This window comes from Streptomyces sp. NRRL S-31 (assembly GCF_000718775.1).
Classification (GTDB): Bacteria; Actinomycetota; Actinomycetes; order Streptomycetales; family Streptomycetaceae; genus Streptomyces.
Map to the genome: position 1 here is coordinate 15,569 of NZ_JOCB01000073.1, position 14,858 is coordinate 30,426.

Sequence of the window (14,858 nt, forward strand, 5' to 3'; positions counted from 1 at the left end):
ACTCTGTTGCCATGGGCACGCCTGCCGCACCGGACCGCAGCCGTCTGCACATCCTGGTCGTCGAGGACGACGACACCATCGGACGCCACCTGGAAACCGGCCTGCGCGTCAACGGCTACGCCCCCACCTGGAGCCGCACCGGCGCCTCGGCGCTGGCCGAGGCCACCCGCACCTCCCATGACGCCGTCCTGCTGGACCTCGGCCTGCCCGACCTCGACGGCCTCGACCTCGCCCGCACCCTGCGCACCCGCTTCCCCGACCTGCTGATCGTGATCCTCACAGCGCGTGCCGACGACATCGACGTCATCGCCGGCCTCGACGCCGGCGCGGACGACTACCTGGTCAAGCCCTTCAGCCTCACCGTCCTCCTGGCACGCCTGCGCGCCCACCTGCGCCGCCAGACCAGCACGTCACCACCCCGGCAACCCCTACGGCTCGGCGACCTCGTCATCGACACCGCGTCCCGCCGCTGCACCCTGCACGACACGGACGTCCCTCTACGGCCGAAGGAATTCGACCTTCTCGCCCTGCTCGCCCGGCACCCCGGCACCGCCGTCTCGCGAGAAACGCTGATGGCGCAGGTGTGGGACGAGAACTGGTTCGGCCCCACCAAGACCCTGGACGTCACCATGGCCGGCCTGCGCCGACGTCTCACCCAGGCCGCCGAGGAATCCGACCGCCCTTGCCGGTTGCCTCACATCAGCACGCTCCGAGGGCATGGCTACCGTCTCGAGCGCTGCGGCTGGAGCGACGGGGCTGGAGCGATGAGCTGAGCGGCCCTCGCCTGCTCGCGCGGTAGGGCCCTCACTCATCCGGCCCACGCCATCCGGTCAGCGACCGCTCCACGCGAGGCTGCGGCCGCATGGCGGTGTCCGAAACGCCCCGGCATGTGCCGAGGAAGCGCGGTTCTCTGCGCTGCCTCGGCACACCGAGCCCGTCGGCCGGGTGGGCCGGCCGGGTGCTGTGCGGCCTGTCAGCCCATGTCCGTCAGGAGGGCGTCCAGTTCCTTCTCCTGCTGGGCAGGCGACATCGGCGGGTTCGAGTGGTCGATGCCGAACGTCTTGAGCATCTTGTCCATCTGGGCGTCGATGGAGGTCCAGCCGGTCTGGTCCAGCGGCTGCAACGACGCCTGGTCGGCGTCCCACAGGTCACGCAGCTTCTGGGCGGCCGCGTGGGCCCCGGTCGCGTCCCCCGAGCGTGCGTCCTTGAGCGAGGTGGAGGCGAGCGTCTTCAGCGCGGCGACCTTGGCGGGCGGGAACTTCTTCACCGCCTGGCCGGGAGCCATCCGGACGGCGGAGGTGTTGTCCTCCTCCGGTGCCGGGCCGACGTGCGGCTGGCCGTGGGCCCAGACCAGCAAGCCCGCGGTGGCGACGGCGAGCAGTCCGAAGCCGGCCAGCGCGACGCGCTCCTTGCGCGGGTCGCCGGTGGCCGGTGCGTCGTGGGTCGCCTCGTGGCTCTCGGTCACATCCGAGCGCGTCACCGTCAGGTAGACCACCGTGGCCAGGATGAGGCCGAGGAAGATCAGGCTGGTGGTGAACGTGCCCAGAGCGAGACCGGTCGGGTCGCCCGGGTTCTGGGCGACCTTGGGGGAGGCGAGCCAGTCGCCGATGTTCGCGCCCAGCGGGCGGGTCAGGATGTAGGCGAGCCAGAAGGACAGCACCGGGTTGGCGCCGAACTTCCACAGCAGTGTGATCGCCGCGATGAGGCCGAGCGGCAACAGGACCGAGACTCCCGGGCTCCAGCCGGTGAGCTCCAGGGTCCAGTCGCCGGTCGCGGTGCCGAGCGCGAAGGTGACGAGAACGGCGAGCCAGTAGAACGACTCCCGCGGCAGCGTGGTGACCGAGTGGATAGAGAGGGTGCGCTCCCGCAGCCACCACACGCCGAAGACCACCGCCAGCAGTACCGAGAAGACCGCGGAACTGATCCACAGCGGCACGTTGAGCTGGTCGGTGAGGATGTCGGTGTACAGGGTGCCCGTGACGCTGACAACGACCACCGTCAGCCAGTAGGGGAACGGGACGTACCGCTTCAGCCGCAGCTGGACGGCCAGGACCACCACGAAGACCGCGGTGAAGATCCATGCCGTGTTCACCAGGCCGACGCCCAGCTTCATGTTGATCCAGTCGGCGAAGCTCTCACCGACGGTCGTGCACAGGACCTTGATCACCCAGAACCAGACGGTGACCTCGGGAACCTTGTTGAGCATGAGACGCCCGCTGCGCGTGCGTGCTTCCGTTGTCGTTGTCATGCGGGGAGGTTGACGCGGGGAATCTGCACATAACCTGACTACGTGGCTGCGCGGGCGGCCGGGAGTGTCACCTCGACGTGACCGCGGCCGTCCGCGATCCCGCGGACCTCCACACCGGCCGAGGCGGCGATGCGCCGGACCACCGGCAGCCCCAGCCCGTACCCGTCGCCACCGGTCACCCCCGCTTCGAAGACGCGGTCGACGTCCGCGGGATCGAATCCGGGGCCGTCGTCCAGGACATCGACCACGACGGCCTCGCCCTGGTCGCGGGCGGTGATCCACACCCGGGACTTCGCATGCCGCAGGCCGTTGTCCAGCAGGGGTGACAGCAGCGACACGGCGACGTCGGCCGCCACGGCGACCTCGACCTTCGCGGGGAAGGCGACCTCGACCGCGCGGCCGGCGATCGCCTGCCGTGCGGCGGAGCGCAGATCGCACCGGGTTCCCTTGTCCGTCCGTGCGCGCGCGGCGCGCAGAAGCGTCGTGATCGCCGTATCGAGGCGGTCGACCTCGCTCAGCACCGCCTCCGTCGGCACCGGCTCGCCGGACAGCTGCGCCAGCTGCGCCTCGGCCCGCAGGACCGTGAGCGGTGTCCGCAGCTCGTGGGCGATCTCGTCGGTGAGCCGGCGCTCGTCCGCCAGCGCGTTGTCCACGCGCTCCAGGAGGTGGTCCAGGGTCCGCCCCAGTTCCCCGAACTCGTCGCGGGGGACGCCGAGGTTGAAGCGGCGCCCGGGTTCGTGCCGGCCCCAGTCGTCGGCGAGGGCGGCCATCTCGTGCACGACCCGCAGCGCGCGGCGCACCACGAGGTGTGCGACCCCGCCGGCGAGGAGGACCGTGAGGCCGCCCAGTATCAGGGACAAGGTCAGGCTGCGCTGCTCGGATGTCTCGTAGGGAGTGAGGTCGACCCGGACGACCACCATGACGTGGTGGCCGTGGATCGGGATCTGCCGCGCGTACAGGAGGTAATCGTCGACCGTCGCGGTCTGCGGTCGCCCGGAGTCCGCGAGCTCCTCGACGCGATCGACCAGGCTCGGCGGGACGTTTCCGTCGACCAGGCGGCCGTCGGCATACACCCAGGCGACCTCGTCCAGCGCCTCGCTGCCGTTCTCCGTCAGTACGACGCGGCCGCCTTCGGCGGTGACGTTCGCCGCGACCGCCTCGGCGCGGGTACGTGCCAGGTCGTGCGCGTCGGCGTCCGTCACCCGGCTCAGCAGCACGTGCGAGACCACGACCAGGATCGCGACGACGGCGGTGGCGATCAGCACGGTGAGTGCGACGACCCGCTTACGGAATCCCGTCACTGCCATCGGTAGCCCACGCCGCGGACGGTCGCCAGACGCTCGGCCACACCCAGCGAACCGAGCTTGGCCCGCAGCCGGCGCACATAGGAGTCGAGGGTGTTGTCGCTGACCTGCGCCCCGTGCGGCCAGCCGGCAGCGACGAGGGCGTGGCGCCGTACCGCGTCGCCCTGCGAGGCGATCAAACGGCCCAGCAGCCGGAACTCGGTCGGGGTCAGACCCATGCTCACCGAATCGTAGGTCACCACGTGCTTCGCCGGATCGAGGACGACCTCGCGCGGTGCGGGCGCCACGGTGGCCCGGCGCAGCAGCGCCCGGACGCGGACCAGCAGTTCCGGGATGTCGAAGGGTTTGGTCATGTAGTCGTCGGCGCCGGCCTCGAAGCCGCCCACCTTGTGGTGCAGGCCGTCCAGGGCGGTGAGCATCAACACCGGCGCGTCGACACCACGTGCCCGCAGGGCCAGGCAGACGTCGCGGCCGTCGGCGTCCGGGAGCCCGAGATCCAGGACGACCAGATGGGGCGCCGGTGCGAGCTGCCGCAGCAGGCTGTCGGCCGTGGCGGCGACGGAGACGGTGTGGCCGTCGTGCTCCAGGGCGCGCTTGAGGACACCGCGGACCGCCGCGTCGTCTTCGCACACCATGATGAAAGCCACGGGCCGACCCTAGATACTCCCGGCCCAGTTCTCCATCTTCCCAGGTCAACCCCCTGACGGTTGGGGCCGCAGCCGAAAGGCGCAGGCCGCACATCACGGAATGGCGGCCGTCACCGACGATGAACTGCGCGCTCTCATCCGTGCCGCGCCGAAGCCCTGACCGGGGGCCCGGCCCTGCACGCAGGCGCAGCCAGGCGGCCCCCGGATGGCCCGATCCGACTTCCGCCCTCGCGGCTGAATGTGCGCGCGATGTTCTAGGCGATGGAACGCAGGACTGTGGACGGCCGGACCCGTACGACTCGGTTGGCGGCTGTCTTCTGGAACAGGCCGTAGGCGAGGACCGGGAGCAGTAGGTGTGGCTTGTCCGGGAGCACGGCGGTGATCAGCACGGCGCTGGCGCTGCTGTTGTTCATGCCGCAGGCGAGGGTGAGCGAGGAGGCGGCGGGCAGGTCCAGCCGCAGCAGCCGCGCGGCGCAGCGGCCGAGCACGAACGACAGATGGCAGACAAGTGCAGCCACGACCAGCGCGGCGCCCAGCAGCAGCGGGCGTGGCCGGGCGACGAAGGAGCCGAGGGCGCCGCTGGCGTTGACGTACGTCAGGACCAGTGAGCCGGCCAGGGCCACAGGCACGACTGCGCCCAGCGCCCGGCCGAGCAGCGACGCGGGCAGGGCGAGCCGGACCAGGACGCCCGCCGCGCAGGGCAGCACCACGCCGACGAAGGTGAAGCCACCGCCCGCGGTGTGGACACTCGCGGCGAGCGAGCCGGCGTAGCCGCCGGTGAGCAGCGGAGACAGCAGCTCGATCAGCAGCGGTGTGGTGAGTGGGCTGATGAGGGTGGAGGCGAGGACCAGGCCGACCATGGTCGGCTGGTCGCCGTCGCCCTTGCCGGTCCACACCGTGGCGCCGGCCGCGACGGGCATCGCCGTGATCAGGATCATCGCGGCGATCAGGCCGCTGCCGCCGTCGGAGTCGGGCGAGGCGTGCAGCAGGACCGCGATGAGCGGGATGACCAGCAACGGGATCGCCAGGTGCAGCGCGAGCCCGGCGAGCAGCGCACTCGGGCGCCGCAGGACCCGGACCAGCTCACGGACGGGGACCTGGAGTCCGGATGAGAACAACACCAGCCACAGCAGGCATGGTGCGGTGGACACCGGCAGCCTGATCGGTGGTCCCAGCGGCAGTGCGTGGGAGTGGCGCAGCCACAGGCCGGGGCCCGGCACGAGCAGGGCTGCGGCGTAGGACAGGACGACGGCCCGGCCCAGACGGCGCCGCAGCCAGGCGGTCGCACGGTCAGTGGGCGCCGGTGCGGCGGTGGGAGCCGGTGCGTGCATGGCGGTCTTCTTCCGTCGCGGGGGCGGGGGCGGGACGGAAGACCGTTATGCGGAGACCGTGGGCGTGCGTGCGCATGGAGCCATGGTGCGCGCACGGAACCGGCGGGGCGGGTGATACACGGCGGCAGTCAGGATGTGTTCAGGCACCCGATGCCACTGTGCACCACGGTCGGCGAGACCACCGCCGGCCTTCCGAACGAGAAGGGCGTCCTCGGGCTGAGCGCTGGCACCGTGACCTGACGGCCCGCGATGTGTTCGGCGCGCCGGAGGCCGCCGAGGCGGGCCGGCGGCTCAAGGAGTGCACCGCTGCCATGCCGGAGCGCGAGTGCGGCCACGAGGGCGCCGAGGGCGATGAGCGCGTAGAGCTGACAGCGGGTGACCTCGTCGTAGAGGGCGGTGACGTGGATGCCCGCCACGTAGGCGAGGGTTGCCCACAGGCCGGCCCACAGCGTGGCCCCGAGGGCGTTGAGGACGAGGAAGCGGCGCCAGGGCACGCCGCTGGTGCCCGCGGGGCCATGCCCTCACCGTACGCGGCGGCCGGGCTCGTGCCCTGGTCGGCAGGGCAGGTCGAGGATGACGGAGGCGCCGCGCCCGGTGTTCTCGGCGTGGGTGGTGCCGCCGTGGGCGGTGGCCACCGCGTGGACGAAGGCAAGCCCGAGGCCGGAGCCCTCGCTGGTGCGGCTGGCCTCGGCGCGGGCGAAGCGGTCGAACGCCCGGGGCAGGAACTCGGGCGGGAATCCGGTCCCCTCGTCCGTGACGCACAGCCGCAGCCTGCCGTCGTGGACGGTGGCAGTGAGGCGGACGGCTCCCCGGCCGTGGCGGAGGGCATTGTCGAGCAGGTTGCCGATCGCGGGCCGCAGCCAGCGGGCGTCTACGTCGACGGTCACGCGGGCCGCGTCGACGGTCACCGTACGCCCCGACAGCTCGGCGGTACGCAGATGCGGTGCGACGGCGGCGGCGATGAGGTGGGCGAGTTCCGCGGGGGCACGGGTGATGTGCTGCGTGCTGCCGAGTTCTTCCAGGTCCAGCAGGGCGTTGGAGAGGTCGATCAGGCGCTGGACCTCGGCGTCCACGGAGCGCAGGGTCTCGGTGAGTTCCCCGGCGGAGCGCGGTCGGTGCAGGGCGACGTCGACCTCGGCTCGCAGCAGGGACAGCGGCGTGCGCAGTTCGTGGCTGGCGTCCGCGACGAAGCGGCGCTCGCGTTCGGCGGACTCCTCGAGGCGGTCGAGCATGTGATTGAGGGTGTGGCCGAGGCGGGTGATCTCGTCGTCGTGGTCGGCGGGTACGTCCAGGCGCAGGTTCTGGGCACCGTCGGCGAGGGTCGCGGCACCGCTGCGGTAGCGCTCGACGGGGCGCAGGGCGGCGCGGGCGGTGCGGTAGCCGACGTAGGAGGCGGCGACGAGGGTCAGGCCGGATGCGAGGGCCAGTTGGGCGAGGAGTTCGCGCAGCGCCTCGTCGCGGTGGCCGCGCCGGACGGCGGCGATCACGATCCGGGGCTGTCCGTCCGCCGTGACGCGTTTCGCCTGGAGGCGCAGGGTGCCGGGGGTGATGGGGAGCAGGGATCCGACGTCACGCCGGATGGTGGCGCCGCGCGAGACGGCGCTGAGTTCGGCGGGGGTGAGCAGCGGCTGGTGGCTGAGGGAGTCGCTGGAGCGCAGGACCCGGCCGTGTGCGTCGAGGACCTGCTGGAGGCTGCCGCTGGGGCCGGGAGGGACCCGGGTTCCGGCGCGCACCGCCTGGTCGAGACTGTGCCGGTAGGTGGTCAGGTCGTCGTTCAGCTGCTGGTCGAGGGCGGTCCTGACCCGCCAGTAGACCAGTCCGGCCGCCCCGGTCAGCACCAGGGACATGGTGATGGCGACGGCCAGCACGAGGCGCGTGACGACGGGCAGCCGCCTGAACCACGGCCGCAACCGGCCGGGCAGGGTCATGGGGTGGTCTCCAGGCGGTAGCCGCGGCCGCGCAGGGTCGTGATCGTCGTACGGCCGAAGGCGCGGTCGACCTTGGCGCGCACCTTGGAGACGTGAACGTCGATGGCGTTGCTGCGCAGGTCGGTCTCGCCGTCCCAGACCTCGTTGAGGAGCCGGAGGCGGGTGACCAGGCACCCGGCGTTCTCCATCAGGACCCTGAGTACGTCGAACTCGCGCCGGGAGAGGTCGAGTTCGGTGCCCGCCCGCCAGGCGCGCTGCTGCCCGGAGTCGAGGACGAGGTCGCCGACCTTCAGGCGCCCGGAGTGTTCGGGGCGGCGCCGGGATATCGCGCGCAGCCGGGCCAGAAGCTCCTCCATGGCGAACGGCTTGACCAGGTAGTCGTCGGCACCGGCGTCCAGGCCGGCGACCCGCTCACTGATTGCGGCGCGCGCGGTGAGCAGGATGACGGGGATGTGTATGCCTTCCTCGCGCAGTGTCCGGCACACCTCCACCCCGTCCATGCCCGGCAGCATGACGTCGAGGACCACGGCGTCCACACGCGGGTCGCGGGCGGCGACGAGCCCGGACGGTCCGTCGTAGTGGCCCTCGGCGGTGTGTCCGGATTCGGTGAGGTAGCGGACGACCAGGTCCGTGAGGCGGGTCTCGTCGTCGACGACCAGGTAGTGCATGGCGGCCAGGCTAACCGGCCGCGCGCCCCGCCCGAGGCATCCGGGAGGCTTCATGGTCTGTTCATGTGACATCCCTACCGTCGTCCATGTCGCGGTGCACCGCGGACCGCGACCGGTCCGCCGTTCCCACGCGCCGGGACGGAAGGGACAGACATGCACGCACTGGTGCTCGCCGCCAAGGGCATCACCAGCCACATCGCGCCCATGGACCTGATGACCCGAGGCGGTCTCGACGTCATGGCGCTGCTGATCCTGGTCGGCTGGCTCTACCGGCGCCGCCCCAGCGCCCCGGCGATGCCGCTGGTGCTGGTCGCGCTGAACACCGGCCTGTTCGCCGCGATGAGCACGATCAGTGCCGGGAAGTTCCCGGCCGGGGTCGGGTTCGGCCTCTTCGGCATCCTCTCCCTGGTCCGCCTGCGCAGCGCCGCGTTCACCCTCCGGGACGTCGCCTACACCTTCGTGACCCTGGTCACCGCCCTGTGCACGGGGCTGCCGCACCGGCAGATGTGGCTGGTCGCCGCACTGGACGCCGTGGTACTGCTGGCGGTGCTGCTGGTGGACGACCCGAAGTCCTACGAGCCCCCGACCCGCACGGTCAGACTCACCCTCGATCGGATCTACCCGGAGCCCGCACTCATCGCCCACGACGTGGCGCTCCGCTTCGGCCGGGCGCCCCTGTCCGTCGTGGTCGACGAAGTGGACTACGTCCGTGAGACCACCCGGGTCTCCGCCCGCTATCCCGTTCCATCAGGCGAGCCGGTGGCCGCTCCCGACGCCGAACAGCGCGAGCAGGTGACGTCATGACCTCCGCGTCCACCTTCGCCGCCGGGCTGGGCCTCTCGGCACTGCGCGGCGCGACGCTGGCCGAGGTCGACGCAGCGGCAGCCCTCCAGCACCGCACCGACCGCAAGTACCTCCTCCCGCTCGACCGCGCCCGCGACCTCGTCGCCCGGCTCGCGGACAGCCACCGCGTCCTGGACCTGTCCGGCCGTCGTACGACCAGCTACCTCAGCACCTACTTCGACACCGAGCGGCTCGGCGCCTGGCGGGCCCACGTGCAGCGGCGCCGCAGGTGCTGGAAGGTCCGCACCCGCCTGTACGCGGAGGACGGGCTGTGCCGGGTGGAGGTGAAGACCAAGGACGGCCGCGGCGCCACGGTCAAGCACGCCCTGAAGGTCCCGGCCGCCGCGTACGGCGAACTCGACGCGCGGGCAACCGAGTTCGTGGACGAGGTGCTGGCCGCAGCCGGCATCCCCGTCACGGCCGAGGAACTGGCGCCCGCGGCGGAGGTCCGTTACGTTCGGGCGGCCCTCGCCGACCTGGGCCACGGAACCCGCGTCACCCTCGACGGTGCACTCACCTGCCACCACGGCGACCGCACCGCAGCGCTCGACTCCGGCCACGTGCTCATCGAGACCAAGGGCGGGGTCCGGCCGGCCCCGGCCGACCGGCTGCTGCAGAGCCTGGGCGGCAGGCCCGTCTCCCTCAGCAAGTACGTCATCGGCCAGTCCCTGCTCACCCCCGGCCTCCCCGACAACGACGTACGCCGCCTCGCCCGCACCCACTTCACCACCGGGGCGAGCACGGTAGCGCTCTACGAAAGGACCCCCGCCGCATGAACGTCCCGCGCGGCATCACATGGCCGTACGCCCTGATCGCGCTGCTCGCCGTTGCGGCCGTCGCCGTCGGCGTGGTGCGACCGCAACTGGTCTCGGCCGCCACCGGCGCGAAGAAGAAGCCCGGCGCGACGGCGCTGATCAAGCAGAACCCGCCGCCCACGCTCTTCACCGACGCCGAGATCGCCACGATCGGCAAGCAGGCGGCGGCCCAGCGCGAGAAGGCGGACGCCCTCTTCGCCCAGTGGAAGAAGGCACACGGCACTACCCGCGATGACAAGGCGTTCGCCGCCTGGGCCGCCCAGCAGATCCCGGCACCGCCGTCGGCCGCGCAGCGCACCGCCGAACTCCGTCAGGACCAGCGGCTCGCGAAGGCCCGCACGGCGGCGGGGAAGAAGGCCGCGACCTGGCTGGAGCTCTACGGCAAGAAGGACGTCTGGAAGCTCTACCTGCACGACCAGCGCGAACTGATCCCCGCCGCGCAGGGCAGGGCGGAGAAGGCCGAGCTCAAGGCGGCGCTGAAGATGGCCAAGACGATCAGCGACCGACTGGCGGCCAAGGAGAAGCAGCCGGCCCCGTTCGTCCTGGACCCGAGCCTGCGCCCCGACAAGCACATCAAGCCCGGCGCCAAGGGCCCGTACTCCTACCCCTCCCGGCACGCGGCCCGTTCCGCCGCGGCTGTCACCTTCCTCAGCGCCCTCTCCCCGCACCGCGCCGAGGACTATCGGTGGATGCGGGACGAGGTCCTCTACTCCCGCCTCTACATGGCCGGCCACGTCACCGGCGACCTCACCGCCGGCACTCTCCTCGGCGACCTGATCGGCGACTACGAACTCGCCGTCAGCGGACGCTGACTTCCCTGAAGTCCCGGCGATCTGCCCGCCCCGCGACTCACGTGGGGCGTGCAGAGCCTGCGCTACTTCCACTCAGCCCTGGCCTCACCGAGCCTCGGTTCCCGGGTGCGCGGAGCGGCGGCCCGGTGTCGAGTGGGCGTGATGCGGGGTGGTCGTGCATCAGCCGCAGCGCGCTCGCGACGACGGAGTCGTCCGTGGCGCGGTACCAGGCGCCCGCGGCGCGGCGACGTGCGGGTCCCGTTGCAGGGAGCGACGGGGACGGCTTGGGGGCCAGTTGGGGGCCACACGGTGTCCGGGGCAAGGGGTCGCAGGTTCACATCCTGTCGTCCCGACTCGTGAGAGTCGCAGGTCAAGGGCCGGTTTCGGAGGTATCCGAAACCGGCCCTTGATCATCTCGACCGGCGGTCGAGGGTTACGCGTCTCGCCGCCGGTCAGGCAATGGTGCCCACGTGCATCGAGCCGTCCGGCAGCCCGGCCGTGTAGGTGTCGAAGATGTCACCGTTGCTGTCGATGTTCGTGGCGCTCGACCACGCACCGGCCGCGCTGCGCACCCGGTCCCAGACGCCGGAGCCCGGTACGACCGCGTCGACGTGCATCGAGCCGTCCGGGAGGGCGGCCGTGGACACCGAGGTGACGTCACCGTTGGAGTCGATCTGTGTGGCCGAACCGGCCCAGGTACCCGACGCGCTGCGCACCCGGTCCCAGACGCCGGAGCCCGGTACGACCGCGTCGACGTGCATCGAGCCGTCCGGGAGCGCCGTCGAGGCGATGGCGGAGATACCGCCGTTGTCGTCGATCTTGGTGGCGGAACTCCAGCTGCCCGAGGAGCCGCGGGTACGGTCCCAGATGCCGGAGTTCGGCAGGAGGGCCTGGACGTGCAGGGTGCCGTCCTTCAGGCCGGAGGCGGATAGCGCGGTGATGTTGCCGTTGGAGTCGATCTGGGTGCTGGCCGACCAGCTGCCGGACGCGCTCCGGGTGCGGTCCCAGACACCGGCGCCCGGGATGAGGGTCTGTACGTGCAGGGTGCCGTCGGGCAGGGCGGCGGCCGAGACCGCCGAGACGTTGCCGTTGGAGTCGATCTGCGTGGCGGAACCCGCCCAGGTGCCGGAGGCGCTGCGCACCCGGTCCCAGACACCCGAGCCGGGCACGATGGTCAGCACGTGCACGGTGCCGTCCGGAAGCGTCGCCGACGCCACCGCGGTGATGTGGTTGTTGTCGTCGATCTCGGTGGCGTGCGCGTCCCAGGTGCCCGAGGCGCTGCGCGTGCGGTCCCAGACCGTGCCGGCCGGGGTGACCGGGTCGTCGACGATGTTCTTGTAGCGGTACGCGCCGTAGTAGCTGGTGGGCCAGCCTTCGATGCTCGACCAGTTGATGTTGGCGCGGGTCGGGCCGTGGGTGGGGTTGTTGGGGTTGCTTTCCGCGTAGTACGTGAAGTCCCCGCTCGACTTGTTCGTCCAGCCGGCGAAGATGAAGGTGTGCTCGGCGGTGTAGTCCATGATGTCGCCCGGCAGGAGGCTGGAGAAACTCTCCTTGGTGGAGACGTCCGGCAGGGTCCACGTGACCAGGCTCGACGACAGGTGCCAGGCCATCGAGACGTAGCCCGAGCAGTCCTCGCGGTAACCGCCGTAGTAGCCGCCCTGGTTGTACGGTACGCCGGCGTCCACCCAGCTCTGCGCCCTGTTGAGCACCTCGCTGCGGGTGATGGGTCCGTCGACGCCGGAGTCCGCGTGCGCGGGCAGGGCCGCCCCGAGGGTCGTGGTGGCCGTGACGGCCGCGAGGACGGCCAGGGCGCGCAGTCGGGACGTGCGGGCAATCCGCATGGTGAACTCGCTTTCTTCGGAAAGGGAAAAGCGGAGCGGAGCGATGGGGTCACATGTGCGCGGCGATGGGGGTCACATGTGCGCGGCGATGACGGACAGCTCCGCCCGGTCACCCGACCGCTGGTGGGCCGGGTCGGCCGCGGCGGTCTCGCCCGGCTCGGTGTACTGCACGACCGTCAGCGCCGCCCCACGCCTGACGACGTAGTAGTGGTTGGTCTGCCGACCGGGCATGGAGATGCCCGCCACGGCCGTCCAGGAGCGTGCGTAGGCGGTTCCGCCGGTCGTGGACGCGGTCCTTGTGACCACGGCGTCCCGTGGTGCGCCGCGTTGTGCCTGGAAGGCGCGCAGGTCGTGCCGGCAGCCGTCGAAGGCGGTGACGAGGTCGCGGTAGGCGGCGTCGGCGGCCGTGGCGGAGTCGAAGGTGAACGTGTCCTGGATGGCCGGAGTGTTCGTCTTGCCGACGTAACCCTGCTGCCGCCAGCTGACGGCCCCGTGCACCCAGCCGCACTCGCTGACGCCCACGTCCTGGCCGGTCGGCCGGGTGCGCGGCGGACCGACCTCCTTCCAGCCCGAGTGGTGGGCGTCGGGCAGCTGCGCGGCGGGCAGTGGACGCCCGGCCGGCGAAGCCTTCTTCGTAACCTTCCTCGTGGCCTTCTTCGGGGCCTTCGACGTGGTTTTCGACGTGGTTTTCGACGTGGGGTGGGCAGCGGACGGGCTGTGGGCGGGGGCGGCCGGGGTACCGGGCGCGGTGGTGGTCCAGTCGCCGCGTGTGTCCGGCTTGGCCTGGACCGGGGAGGCCGTCGCAACGGGCAGCGTGGCGGCGGCCGTTGCGGGGGGCGCCGGATCGGCGGCGTACCTGACGGCACCGACGGCCGCCGCGGCGGCGAGCGGCACGGCGGCAAGGGCTGTGACGCGGAGGCGGCCTCGAACGCGGCTGGACATGGCAAGTCTCCTTCACGGGCGGGGGCGTGCCGGCAGGACGGCGTGCGGCGGGCACGGTTCGTCGACGCGCCGAAGGGACGGCGACGGGCGCCGGAACGGTCTGCGGCATGAGGCTCTCGCCGCAGGCGCCGTAAAGAGACTGACCGTTGGACGGAGTCAGCGGTATGGCTCTGAGCTGGACAGATGCGTCCGCGGACGGTTCCGGCCAGCAGCAGGTCGCCCGGTGTGGGCAGAGGGACGAGCAGGGGGATCGGCACGGGCGGACGACCGTGCGTCGGCGGAACCGCGAGCGGGGGCGAGTTCCGGCGGGAGGCCGGGAGGGGCGGTGTCGGCGGGTGCCGGCTCGGCCGGCCTTGCTGCCTCGGCTCAGCCCAGCCAGCCGCGTTGGGCCGCGCGTACCCCGGCCTCGAAGCGGCTGCGCGCGTTCAGGTGGTGCATGAGTCCCGTCGCGATCCGGCGGGCGGTACGGGGAGAGACGCCCAGACGTTTGGCGATGGCCTCGTCGGTGTGGCCCTCGGCCAGCAGCCTGACCACGGCCGCCTCGGTGTCCGTGAGCCCCTCCGGGCCACGCCGGCCGTTCTCGGTGAGCGGCTTGGCGGCCTGCCAGACGCTCTCGAAGAGCGCGCACATCGCGGTCAGTGTGCCTTGGCCGCTGAGCAGGACCGCGCCGGCGGCCGTGTCGTCGCTGCTGACGGGGCAGACCGCGAGCCTGCGGTCGACGATGATCAGGCGGGTGGGCAGGGTGGCGATGGTACGGATCTCACCGCCGCGCCCGCTCAGCCACTCCAAGTACTCCAGTGTCCGCGGGTTGTTGCGGACGCTGTCGAGGTAGACGGTGCGCAGCCGCACGCCACGCTCCAGAAGCGAGGTGTTCAGCGGCCGGGCGGCGGCGATGGACTGCGGCGTGTGCTCACCGTCCGGGGCGAAGGTCATGACCTCTTCGGCCACGTCCCGGGTGAGCCGGGCCAGCCGGTCACGGATCTCGTCGATGCCGGTGAGCTGCTCCACACCGGGGGCGGTGGTGCGCTGGGCGGCGTGCTCGGCGATCAGCTGGGCGGCCGCGGCCCGGGAGGCCTCCACGCGCTGCTGCTGAGCGGCCAGTTCGGCTTGCTGCCGGGCGAGCAGCGACTCCAGGCCCACCTCGGGGCTGACGGCGTGCAGGGCACCGGACGCGTCGTAGGAGTGGCGGACCAGGGCGAGTTCGCTGAGCCGGTCGAGTGCGCGGCGCACCTCGTCCTCTGTCAGTTCCAGTCGTGTCGCCAACTCGGCAACGCCTTCGGCGCGGTGCTTGAGCATGGCCCGGTAGACCGCTTCCGTGACCGGGTCGACTCCCAGTGCTGTCAGCATTCATCCCCCCGGCCATCAGCGATGTTCCCCAAATCGAAAGGATCATCGCACAGCATGCTTGGTTGTGGTCGATGTGTGAAGCGGTGTGGCCTTTTCCGGCCTCCGGTACAACCGTCCAAGCCCGGCAAGTAGCGTGAAATGCAATCCTTTTGA

Annotated in this window: 13 protein-coding genes and 1 pseudogene; 5 read left to right on the forward strand and 9 right to left on the reverse strand. The window is 71.7% G+C overall.

Going from position 1 to position 14,858, the window contains the following annotated elements:
* Positions 1 to 11 precede the first annotated feature (11 nt).
* Positions 12 to 773, forward strand: a complete 762-nt coding sequence (locus tag IF37_RS0125885; RefSeq protein WP_052845368.1) for a response regulator transcription factor — start codon at positions 12 to 14, stop codon at positions 771 to 773.
* Between the two features lie 200 nt (positions 774 to 973).
* Here IF37_RS0125885 and IF37_RS0125890 read toward each other — a convergent pair whose 3' ends face one another.
* The 4 genes from IF37_RS0125890 to IF37_RS0125905 form a co-directional block, all read right to left on the reverse strand.
* Positions 974 to 2,248, reverse strand: coding sequence for a hypothetical protein (locus IF37_RS0125890; protein WP_030747195.1), 1,275 nt, complete (start codon positions 2,246 to 2,248; stop codon positions 974 to 976).
* A gap of 38 nt (positions 2,249 to 2,286) precedes the next feature.
* Entirely contained in the window at positions 2,287 to 3,555 is a 1,269-nt protein-coding gene (locus IF37_RS0125895; RefSeq protein ID WP_030747198.1) for a HAMP domain-containing sensor histidine kinase, read from the reverse strand.
* Entirely contained in the window at positions 3,546 to 4,199 is a 654-nt protein-coding gene (locus IF37_RS0125900) for a response regulator transcription factor (RefSeq protein WP_030747200.1), read from the reverse strand. The genes IF37_RS0125895 and IF37_RS0125900 overlap by 10 nt, the downstream gene beginning before the upstream one ends.
* A gap of 254 nt (positions 4,200 to 4,453) precedes the next feature.
* Positions 4,454 to 5,530, reverse strand: a complete 1,077-nt coding sequence (locus tag IF37_RS0125905; protein ID WP_037857043.1) for a sodium-dependent transporter — start codon at positions 5,528 to 5,530, stop codon at positions 4,454 to 4,456.
* Positions 5,531 to 5,604: 74 nt separating this feature from the next.
* Between IF37_RS0125905 and IF37_RS46660 the strand changes: the two are divergent.
* Positions 5,605 to 5,796, forward strand: a pseudogene (locus tag IF37_RS46660) (hypothetical protein); the annotation flags it as partial.
* 255 nt (positions 5,797 to 6,051) lie between these two features.
* Here the strand turns inward: IF37_RS46660 and IF37_RS0125915 are convergent.
* Both IF37_RS0125915 and IF37_RS0125920 read right to left on the reverse strand, forming a co-directional pair.
* Positions 6,052 to 7,458, reverse strand: coding sequence for a HAMP domain-containing sensor histidine kinase (locus tag IF37_RS0125915; protein ID WP_052845369.1), 1,407 nt, complete (start codon positions 7,456 to 7,458; stop codon positions 6,052 to 6,054).
* Entirely contained in the window at positions 7,455 to 8,126 is a 672-nt protein-coding gene (locus IF37_RS0125920) for a response regulator transcription factor (protein ID WP_052845370.1), read from the reverse strand. Before IF37_RS0125920 ends, IF37_RS0125915 begins: the two co-directional genes overlap by 4 nt.
* Positions 8,127 to 8,279: 153 nt before the next feature.
* On the opposite strand from IF37_RS0125920, the gene IF37_RS0125925 reads away from it, so the two are divergent.
* The 3 genes from IF37_RS0125925 to IF37_RS0125935 are packed head-to-tail and all read left to right on the forward strand — an operon-like array spanning position 8,280 to position 10,596.
* Positions 8,280 to 8,930: a DUF4956 domain-containing protein gene (locus IF37_RS0125925; RefSeq protein ID WP_052845371.1), complete on the forward strand. Its 651-nt coding sequence runs from the start codon at positions 8,280 to 8,282 to the stop codon at positions 8,928 to 8,930.
* Positions 8,927 to 9,745, forward strand: coding sequence for a polyphosphate polymerase domain-containing protein (locus IF37_RS0125930; protein WP_052845372.1), 819 nt, complete (start codon positions 8,927 to 8,929; stop codon positions 9,743 to 9,745). Before IF37_RS0125925 ends, IF37_RS0125930 begins: the two co-directional genes overlap by 4 nt.
* Positions 9,742 to 10,596 carry a phosphatase PAP2 family protein gene (locus IF37_RS0125935; RefSeq protein WP_030747221.1) on the forward strand — a complete coding sequence of 285 codons (855 nt, stop codon included), beginning with the start codon at positions 9,742 to 9,744 and terminating at the stop codon, positions 10,594 to 10,596. The genes IF37_RS0125930 and IF37_RS0125935 overlap by 4 nt, the downstream gene beginning before the upstream one ends.
* 431 nt (positions 10,597 to 11,027) lie before the next feature.
* On the opposite strand, the gene IF37_RS40935 is transcribed toward IF37_RS0125935, so the two are convergent.
* The 3 genes from IF37_RS40935 to IF37_RS0125950 all read right to left on the reverse strand — a co-directional run bounded on the left by IF37_RS40935 (position 11,028) and on the right by IF37_RS0125950 (position 14,705).
* Positions 11,028 to 12,416 (reverse strand): hypothetical protein, encoded by a 1,389-nt coding sequence (locus IF37_RS40935; RefSeq protein ID WP_052845373.1) that lies wholly within the window; start codon positions 12,414 to 12,416, stop codon positions 11,028 to 11,030.
* 72 nt (positions 12,417 to 12,488) lie between these two features.
* Positions 12,489 to 13,358 (reverse strand): hypothetical protein, encoded by an 870-nt coding sequence (locus tag IF37_RS42490; protein WP_079165884.1) that lies wholly within the window; start codon positions 13,356 to 13,358, stop codon positions 12,489 to 12,491.
* A gap of 366 nt (positions 13,359 to 13,724) precedes the next feature.
* Positions 13,725 to 14,705, reverse strand: a complete 981-nt coding sequence (locus IF37_RS0125950) for a helix-turn-helix transcriptional regulator (RefSeq protein ID WP_030747229.1) — start codon at positions 14,703 to 14,705, stop codon at positions 13,725 to 13,727.
* Between the last annotated feature and the right edge of the window lie 153 nt (positions 14,706 to 14,858).

Bases quoted from the DNA above. Each gene is read 5' to 3' on its own strand.
- IF37_RS0125885 (WP_052845368.1), top strand. From the start codon at position 12: ATGGGCACGCCTGCCGCACCGGACCGCAGCCGTCTGCACATCCTGGTC.
- IF37_RS0125890 (WP_030747195.1), bottom strand. From the start codon at position 2,248: ATGACAACGACAACGGAAGCACGCACGCGCAGCGGGCGTCTCATGCTC.
- IF37_RS0125895 (WP_030747198.1), bottom strand. From the start codon at position 3,555: ATGGCAGTGACGGGATTCCGTAAGCGGGTCGTCGCACTCACCGTGCTG.
- IF37_RS0125905 (WP_037857043.1), bottom strand. From the start codon at position 5,530: ATGCACGCACCGGCTCCCACCGCCGCACCGGCGCCCACTGACCGTGCG.
- IF37_RS0125915 (WP_052845369.1), bottom strand. From the start codon at position 7,458: ATGACCCTGCCCGGCCGGTTGCGGCCGTGGTTCAGGCGGCTGCCCGTC.
- IF37_RS0125920 (WP_052845370.1), bottom strand. From the start codon at position 8,126: ATGCACTACCTGGTCGTCGACGACGAGACCCGCCTCACGGACCTGGTC.
- IF37_RS0125925 (WP_052845371.1), top strand. From the start codon at position 8,280: ATGCACGCACTGGTGCTCGCCGCCAAGGGCATCACCAGCCACATCGCG.
- IF37_RS0125930 (WP_052845372.1), top strand. From the start codon at position 8,927: ATGACCTCCGCGTCCACCTTCGCCGCCGGGCTGGGCCTCTCGGCACTG.
- IF37_RS0125935 (WP_030747221.1), top strand. From the start codon at position 9,742: ATGAACGTCCCGCGCGGCATCACATGGCCGTACGCCCTGATCGCGCTG.
- IF37_RS40935 (WP_052845373.1), bottom strand. From the start codon at position 12,416: ATGCGGATTGCCCGCACGTCCCGACTGCGCGCCCTGGCCGTCCTCGCG.
- IF37_RS42490 (WP_079165884.1), bottom strand. From the start codon at position 13,358: ATGTCCAGCCGCGTTCGAGGCCGCCTCCGCGTCACAGCCCTTGCCGCC.
- IF37_RS0125950 (WP_030747229.1), bottom strand. From the start codon at position 14,705: ATGCTGACAGCACTGGGAGTCGACCCGGTCACGGAAGCGGTCTACCGG.